This is a genomic window from Falsiruegeria mediterranea M17, from assembly GCF_900302455.1.
GTDB classification, from domain to species: Bacteria; Pseudomonadota; Alphaproteobacteria; order Rhodobacterales; family Rhodobacteraceae; genus Falsiruegeria; species Falsiruegeria mediterranea.
Window position 1 is genome coordinate 661,109 of the sequence record NZ_ONZG01000001.1, and the last position, 8,651, is coordinate 669,759.

Here is an 8,651-nt window from a genome sequence, read left to right on the forward strand (position 1 = left end):
GCATGTCCGAAGACAATCAGGCACCCGAAGAATACGGCGCCGATTCTATCAAAGTTCTCAAGGGCTTGGAAGCCGTTCGAAAACGTCCCGGCATGTACATCGGCGACACCGACGATGGCTCGGGTCTACACCACATGGTGTACGAGGTCGTGGACAACGGAATTGACGAGGCTTTGGCCGGTCACGCCGACCATGTGACCGTCAAAATCCACGCCGACAACAGCGTCTCCGTGAGCGACAACGGGCGTGGAATTCCGGTTGGCATTCACGAGGAAGAAGGCGTTTCGGCGGCAGAGGTCATCATGACCCAACTGCACGCGGGTGGTAAGTTCGACAGCAACTCGTACAAGGTTTCGGGTGGTTTGCACGGGGTGGGTGTTTCGGTGGTGAACGCCCTGTCCGACTGGCTGGAGCTGCGCATCTGGCGCGACGGTAAGGAACACACCGCACGATTTGAACGCGGCGAGACTGCCAGGCATCTGGAAGTCGTGGGCGACTGCGGTGACCAAACCGGAACCGAGGTTCGGTTCCTGGCCTCGACCGATACGTTTTCGAACTTGGAATATTCGTTCGAGACGCTTGAAAAGCGTCTACGCGAGCTGGCGTTCCTGAACTCGGGCGTGCGGATCATCCTGATTGACGAACGCCCTGCCGAGCGACTGGAATCCGAGTTGTTTTACGAAGGCGGCGTGAACGAGTTCGTCAAATATCTCGACCGTTCCAAGACCCCTGTAATGGAGGCGCCGATCTATATCAAGGGTGAACGGGACGACATCGGCGTTGAAATCGCGATGTGGTGGAACGACAGCTATCACGAGACGGTGCTGCCCTTTACCAACAACATCCCTCAGCGAGACGGCGGCACCCACATGGCGGGCTTCCGTGGCGCGCTGACGCGGACGATCAACAATTATGCACAGTCGTCGGGTGTCGCCAAAAAGGAAAAGGTGAACTTTACCGGTGACGATGCGCGCGAAGGTCTGACCTGTGTGCTGTCGGTCAAAGTGCCCGATCCCAAGTTCAGCTCGCAAACCAAGGACAAGCTGGTCAGCTCTGAAGTTCGCCCTGCCGTTGAGGGCTTGATGAACGAACGGCTGGCAGAATGGTTCGAAGAGAACCCAAACATCGCCAAACAGATCGTCGGTAAGATTGTTGAGGCAGCCTTGGCCCGTGAGGCTGCTCGCAAGGCCCGAGAGCTGACCCGTCGAAAGACGGCGATGGATGTCAATTATCTGGCAGGCAAGCTCAAGGATTGCTCCGAGAAAGACCCGTCCAAAACCGAAGTTTTCCTGGTCGAGGGTGACTCGGCTGGTGGTTCCGCTCAGACCGGTCGTGACCGCCAGACACAGGCGATCCTACCGCTGAAGGGTAAGATCCTGAACGTGGAGCGGGCGCGTTTTGATCGGATGCTGTCGAGCCAAGAGATTGGCAACCTGGTGATGGCGCTAGGCACTGGCATTGGCCGGGATGAATTCAACATCGAAAAGCTGCGCTACCACAAGATCGTCATCATGACCGATGCGGACGTCGACGGCGCGCACATTCGAACGCTGTTGCTGACCTTCTTCTATCGCCAGATGCCCGAGTTGATCGAAGGTGGATACCTCTACATCGCGCAACCGCCGCTCTACAAAGTGTCGCGCGGAAAATCTGAAGTGTACCTGAAGGACCAAGCCGCCATGGACGAATACCTGGTCAATCAGGGCGTTGACGGTGCTGTTCTAAAGCTTGGCTCGGGTGAAGAGATCATCGGCCAAGATCTGACCCGTGTGGTGGACGAAGCACGACAACTCAAGCGCGTACTGGATGCCTTCCCGACGCATTACCCCCGCCATATATTGGAACAAGCTGCGGTTGCCGGGGCCTTTGTACCTGGCGCGGTGGACAGCGACTTGCAAGGCGTGGCTGATAAGGTTGCCGCCCGCTTGGATCAAATCGCACTGGAATACGAACGCGGCTGGCAGGGCCGGATCACACAGGACCACGGCATCCGCCTGGCCCGTATCCTTCGCGGCGTCGAAGAGGTTCGCACGCTGGACGGCCCCATGCTGCGTTCGGGCGAAGCCCGCAAGACCGGCAGCTTCACCCAAAGCCTGCAAGAGGTTTATTCGACCTCATGCCAGTTGATACGCCGCGACCGGGTACAAATCATCCACGGCCCTCTGGATCTGCTACGCGCGATCCTGGAGGAAGGCGAAAAGGGCCTCTCGTTGCAGCGCTACAAGGGTTTGGGTGAAATGAACCCTGATCAGCTGTGGGAAACCACTTTGGACCCCGACGCCCGTACGCTGCTGCAAGTGCGCGTGGATGACATGGTCGAAGCAGATGATCTGTTCACCAAGCTCATGGGCGACGTGGTGGAACCAAGACGCGAGTTCATCCAGCAAAATGCGCTGAGTGTAGAAAACCTCGATTTCTAACACTGTGTAGGTTTCCCCATAGCACTGCGGATACCTCATAGTTTTGCGGTATCCGCCCATAGTTCTGCGGTCCGTGTTTTGAGCCCTTGTTGGTTTTTGGTCATGATGCCCCGTCGGCAGTTGCGGGGCATTTTCTTGTAGGCAGTCTATTCAGCAAGCTCGGTCGCGCCCAGAATGAATAAACCTGCCAGGCAGAAAGCGTGGGAAGCATCATAAAACGTTTGTCATAGCAGCCCGGCTCCGAGGGTATGCCTGAAAACTGGGTTTCAATCCAATCGACTGCTGGTAGAACCTTTGTAAGATCTATGAGGAACCAGCAGCGTGACTGACGAACAGAAGAAGAAGCTTGAGCAAAAGCTCTGGGATATTGCGAATGTTCTCCGGGGGCGGATGGATGCTGATGGTTTCCGCGACTACATCCTAGGTTTCATTTTCTACAAGTATCTGTCGGAACGCCTGAATCTCTATGCCGACAAGATCCTCAAAGCCGATGGTCTGACCTTTGCAAACCTTGATGAGAATGATGCTGTTCATATTGGCATTCTCAAAGCAGTCGAGGAGAACGCGATCGAAGCGCTGGGATATTTCCTGAAGCCTTCCGAACTGTTCAGCGCCATCGCGGCCAAGGGCGCTCAGCCAAATACATTCATCCTCTCTGATCTGGCAAAGATCCTGAACAACATCCAGAAATCCACCATGGGCACTGAGTCCGAGGATGATTTCGACAACCTGTTTGAAGACCTGGATCTGAGTTCAAGCAAGCTTGGCCGCACTGAAGAAGCCAAGAATGCAGTTATCGCCAAGGTGCTTGGGCACCTTGATGCAATCGACTTTCAGCTTCAGGACACCAAGTCTGACGTTCTGGGCGATGCCTATGAGTACCTCATTGGGCAGTTCGCCAGCGGGGCGGGCAAGAAAGCGGGGGAATTCTATACGCCCCAGCAGGTTTCGACCATCCTGGCCCGGATCGTGACCACAGGCAAAACCCGCCTTCGTTCTGTTTACGACCCCACTTGCGGATCCGGGTCCCTGTTGTTGCGCGTGGCCCGCGAGGTTGAGCACGTGGGGGACTTCTTTGGCCAGGAACTGAACCGAACCACCTACAACCTCGCGCGGATGAACATGATCTTGCATGGGGTACATTACCGGAATTTCGATATCCGGCAGGAAGATACGCTGGAACATCCCCAGCATGACGGGCTGCTGTCGGAGGCTATCGTGGCCAACCCGCCATTTTCTGCGAAATGGTCGGCCAGCAAGATTTTTGAAAGCGACGACCGTTTCTCGGAGTATGGCAAGCTCGCCCCCAGTTCCAAGGCGGACTTCGCCTTCGTGCAGCATATGCTGCACCACCTGGACGAAGACGGCACAATGGCGGTGGTCTTGCCCCATGGGGTGCTGTTCCGTGGCGGGGCCGAAGGGGCGATCCGTGAATTTCTGGTGGGAACCAAGAATTGGCTGGATGCGGTGATTGGCCTACCGGCCAACATCTTTTATGGCACTACAATTCCAACCTGACTGTTGGTTTTCAAGAAGTGCAAAGAGAACGAAGATGTCCTGTTCGTTGATGCATCTTCTTGTTTCGAAAAGGGCAAAAACCAGAATAATTTGCGTGACAAGGACGTGGACCGGATTGTCGAAGCTTACCGCATCCGTGCAGAGGAAGAACGGTTTAGCCATCGGGCCAATCTGGCCGAAATCCGTGAGAACGAGTTCAATTTGAACATCCCCCGTTATGTGGACACATATGATCCCGAGCCAGACGTGGACCTGGAAGCTACGACACGTCGTATCCACGACCTGAACCTTGATATGAAGGAAGTGGATGAGACAATGCGTTCATTTTGCGCAGAATTGGGTTTGGAGGCCCCGGTATGAGGGCGTTCTCCCCATCTCTTCGGTTTCCAGAATTCGATCAGCCTTGGGAAAGCACTCCGTTTTCCCAATTGTTGCGGCGTGTCAGCAACCCTGTCCAAGTGGCTCCGGGTGAGGTTTATCGAGAGATCGGGGTTCGTTCTCATGGGAAGGGGCTATTTCACAAGAGGCCGGTTTTTGGGGAAGCGTTGGGAAACAAGCGGGTTTTCCAAGTTGTTCCCGATGCACTCGTTCTGAACATTGTATTTGCATGGGAGCAAGCTGTTGCTCTGACTTCGGACAAAGAGGTGGAGTTCATTGCTTCACACCGTTTTCCAATGTTCTTGGAAAACGAAGAGCGTTCTTACCTGCCTTTCATCAAGCAGCTTCTGCTTACGCCGAAAGGAAAGATCCTTCTGGAAATCGCCTCTCCTGGAGGGGCAGGGCGCAACAAAACTTTAGGACAAGACGCCTTCCTAAAATTAAAGCCCGTCGTTCCCAAGCGCGATGAACAAAAGAAGATAGCCGACTTCGTAGGTGCCGTAGCTGAAAAAGTATCTCTTTTGACTGAAAAAAAGTCCGCGATGGAGGAATACAAGCGCGGGGTGATGCAGCAGCTGTTCTCTCGGGCTCTGCGTTTCACCAGAGATGACGGTTCCGATTTCCCGGATTGGAAAGAGCGGAAGTTGGGCGGTTTGGGCGGCTTCGCAGGTGGAGGAACACCGGACACTAATGTTCTCGAGTATTGGAAGGGAAAAACGGCTTGGGTTTCCAGTTCTGATCTTGCTGAAAATCGGATCAAATCTCTTAAAATCGAGCGGAGGATTACTGAGGAAGCTATTCGTCAGAGCGCGACACAAATCACTCCTAAGGGTGCGGTTCTCATTGTTACGCGTGTTGGAATTGGTAAGTGCGCGATAGCGCCCGAGGACGTTTGCACCTCCCAAGATTTTACCAATTTCATTCCTAACGATGGAGTGCCTGAGTTTTATGCCTACTGGCTTTGCAGGAACAAGAGAAAGCTGCTGTCTGTAGCCCAAGGGACTTCGATAAAGGGTGTCACAACGCATGATCTGAAAGCTTTGACAATTATGTGCCCTCATCCCGACGAACAACGCAAAATCGCCGACTTCCTTTCCTCCATAGATGCCAAGATCGAAGCTGTATCCGCCCAGATTTCCGAAATGGAGACCTTCAAAAAGGGCCTCCTGCAAAAGATGTTTGTCTGATTTCATTCCCCAAAAGGATTTTTCATGTCCGTTCAGTCCGAAGCCCAACTCGAAGCAGCCCTTGTCAAACGTCTCGAGGGGTTGGGCTGGCAGGCCGTCTCAATTCCTGACAGCGCAGCCCTCGCCTCGAACCTGCAAACCCAGCTGGAAACGCATAATGGCCTGAAATTCTCCCCTGGTGAATTCCGTACCATCCTGAACCATCTGGAGAAGGGCAACGTTTTCGACAAGGCAAAGACGCTGCGCGATCGCTTTGCCCTGCAGCGGGACGATGGAACAACGGCCTGGATCGAGTTCTTCAACAAGACGGAATGGTGCCGCAATCGGTATCAGGTCACGACGCAGGTGACCCAGGAAGGGGCCTACAAGAACCGCTATGACGTGACGCTGCTGGTGAACGGCCTGCCGCTGATCCAGATCGAGCTGAAACGTCGTGGCATTGAATTGCGTGAAGCCTTCAACCAGATCAACCGGTATCAAAGGCACAGCTATGGCGCGGGGAACGCCCTGTTCCAATATGTGCAGCTCTTCGTGATCTCGAATGGCGTGAACACCAAGTATTACGCCAACAATCGGAACCAGGATTTCAAGCAGACCTTCTATTGGGCTGAAGAAGACAACGAACCGATCAAGAGTCTGGACAAATTTGCAGACGGTTTCCTGGAAAAGTGCTTCGTCTCGAAGATGATCGCCAAATACATCGTTCTGCATGAGAGCGACAAGAACCTCATGGTGCTGCGCCCCTATCAGTACTACGCGGTCGAGCGGATCCTGGACCGGGTGATGAAGGGGCGGAAGAATGGCTATATCTGGCACACGACCGGGTCGGGCAAAACGCTGACGAGCTTCAAGGCTGCCCAAGTGGTGATTGAGAACCCCAAGGTGGACAAGGTTGTCTTTGTCGTGGATCGGGCGGATCTGGATTATCAGACGACGAAAGAGTTCAACTTCTTCTCCCCAGGTTCAGTGGATGGCACAGACAACACCAATCAACTGGTCAGGCAGCTCTCAGGCGAAACCAAGCTGATTGTCACGACGATCCAGAAGCTGAACACTGCCATCACCAGGGAGCGCCATGAAAAGGCCCTTCAGGACGTGAAAGATCAGCGGGTGGTCTTCATCTTCGATGAGTGCCATCGCTCTCAATTCGGAGACACCCACAGGAACATCGTCGCATTCTTCACCAAGGCTCAACTGTTTGGCTTCACCGGCACGCCGATCCTCAAAGAGAACGCCGTGGGCAAGCAAACCACGAGAAAGCTCTTTGATGAGCCACTCCATAAATATGTCATCACCGACGCGATCAGAGACGAGAACGTCCTACGGTTCTCGGTTGAGTACTGGGGTAAGCTTCGCCGCAAGGATGGATCTCTAATCGGCGACGAGGAAGTTGCAAGCCTTGATCTGAAAGGCTTCTTCGAAGACGACAGGCGCATTGGCAACGTTGTTGACTGGGTGATCCAGAACCACGACAGGAAGACACACCAGCGTCAGTTCAGCGCCATCATGTGCGTTGGGTCCGTAGAGGCCCTGACCAAATACTATGAGGCGTTCAAGAGCAGGAAGGAAGCAGGCCTGCATGATTTGAAGGTCGCCACCATCTTCACGTTCGCTGCGAATGAAGAGGATGCCGAGGCTAACGGTCTGATTGATGAAGCAGACGTGACTGGCGGCCCGGTCAACATACAGACCCAGCATAGCCGGGATAAGCTGGCCTCTTATGTATCCGACTACAATGCCATGTTCGGCACCAACAATAGCGTCAAAGATGGCAAGGCCTTTTACGTCTATTACAAAGGCTTGGCCAAGCGCATGAAATGGCGGGACAAGAAGGACTTCGTGCCCGAGAAAGGCATAGATATCCTGTTGGTCGTCAATATGTTCCTGACCGGCTTCGACGCCAAGACGTGCAACACTCTCTATGTGGACAAGAACCTGAGATACCATGGTCTGATCCAGGCGTTCTCGCGTACCAACCGCATTCTTGGGCAGGTGAAATCACAGGGCAATGTTGTCTGTTTCCGGAACCTCAAGGAAAAGGTCGATGACGCCATCGCGCTTTTCTCAAACCGGGATGCAAGTGACCAGATCCTGATCGAGCCGTATCAAGTACATGTCGATCAGTTCAACAAAGCCGCCATGGATCTATTTCAAATTGCGGCTACACCGAATGCTGTCGACAAGTTGGAATCTGAAGAAGACATCCTTGCTTTTGTAAGGGCCTTTCGTGAGCTCATGCGGATCCGGAACGTCCTGTCGACGTTCGCTGAGTTCTCGGCAGAGGACCTGGTTCTCGATCCGCAAAGGTTCGAGGACTATAAGAGCAAATACTTGGACATCCACGATCGTGTGAAGGCCAACAATGATGACGATTTAAAGGCGTCGATAGTCGATGAAGTCGATTTTGAGCTCGAGTTGATCCGGCGCGACAACATCAACGTCGCCTACATTCTCACTCTGTTGGCATCGATGTCGTCCGGGGATGCGGATGAAGCAGAAGACGCTGAAGCCAAACAGAAAGCTGTTCTCGACCTGCTTGGGTCGGAGCCACGCTTGAGAAGCAAACGCGAACTGATCGAGGAGTTTATCTCATCCTATCTTCCCAAGTCGAAGTCGGAGGAAGAGACCATCGAAACCTTTTGGCAATTTTGGAAACAGAAGCAGACTGAAGCCTTCGAAACGCTGTGCTCTGAGGAGGATTTGGACCCAGATCGTTTCAATGGGCTGTTGGAAGCATTTCAGTTTTCGAACAAAGCTCCCCTCACTGACGAAGTTCTACAGGCGGTGCGCACTCAGCCAGGAATTCTGACGCGAAAGTCAGTAGCCGAGCGCATCATCGCAAAGATGGTCAGTTTCCTCGAGAGGTTTCAGGAAGGGTTGGGTGAATAGGGTTAGCAGCAGAATCACCTGCCATGACACCGCCGAATCGCCACTGATTTCGTAGGCGAGAGCCATCGTATTGGGTCAAAGGCGGTTAAAACATGTGATCAGCCCCACCTGAGTGGTCCGGTTTGATTGTTAGTGCATGATTGGCCTTTGGTCCATCTGGACGATGGTTTCGGGCGCTGGCGGGCGATAACCTAGGGCACTATGTGGACGTTTCGTGTTGTAGTTTTTTCTCCATTGTTCGATCAGGATTTGTGCTTCG

General features: G+C 53.7%; 4 protein-coding genes and 1 pseudogene. 4 read left to right on the forward strand and 1 reads right to left on the reverse strand.

Annotated features, from left to right (window positions below; all coding sequences use genetic code 11):
* Positions 1-2 precede the first annotated feature (2 nt).
* The 4 genes and pseudogenes from gyrB to TRM7615_RS03260 all read left to right on the forward strand — a co-directional run bounded on the left by gyrB (position 3) and on the right by TRM7615_RS03260 (position 8,392).
* Complete coding sequence (gyrB, locus tag TRM7615_RS03245; RefSeq protein ID WP_108785440.1) at positions 3-2,420, forward strand: DNA topoisomerase (ATP-hydrolyzing) subunit B; 2,418 nt, start codon at positions 3-5, stop codon at positions 2,418-2,420.
* Positions 2,421-2,741: 321 nt separating this feature from the next.
* A pseudogene (locus TRM7615_RS03250) lies at positions 2,742-4,298 on the forward strand (type I restriction-modification system subunit M).
* The gene (locus tag TRM7615_RS03255) at positions 4,295-5,503 is read left to right on the forward strand and encodes a restriction endonuclease subunit S (RefSeq protein ID WP_108785441.1); all 1,209 of its coding nucleotides are present in this window, start codon (positions 4,295-4,297) and stop codon (positions 5,501-5,503) included. The pseudogene TRM7615_RS03250 and the gene TRM7615_RS03255 overlap by 4 nt, the downstream one beginning before the upstream one ends.
* Before the next feature lie 24 nt (positions 5,504-5,527).
* On the forward strand, positions 5,528-8,392 hold the full coding sequence (locus tag TRM7615_RS03260) for a type I restriction endonuclease subunit R (RefSeq protein ID WP_108785442.1): 2,865 nt from the start codon (positions 5,528-5,530) through the stop codon (positions 8,390-8,392).
* Positions 8,393-8,521: 129 nt separating this feature from the next.
* Here the strand turns inward: TRM7615_RS03260 and TRM7615_RS03265 are convergent.
* Positions 8,522-8,651, reverse strand: a 130-nt coding sequence (locus TRM7615_RS03265) for an integrase core domain-containing protein (protein WP_165821352.1), incomplete at its 5' end; no start/stop codon positions are given.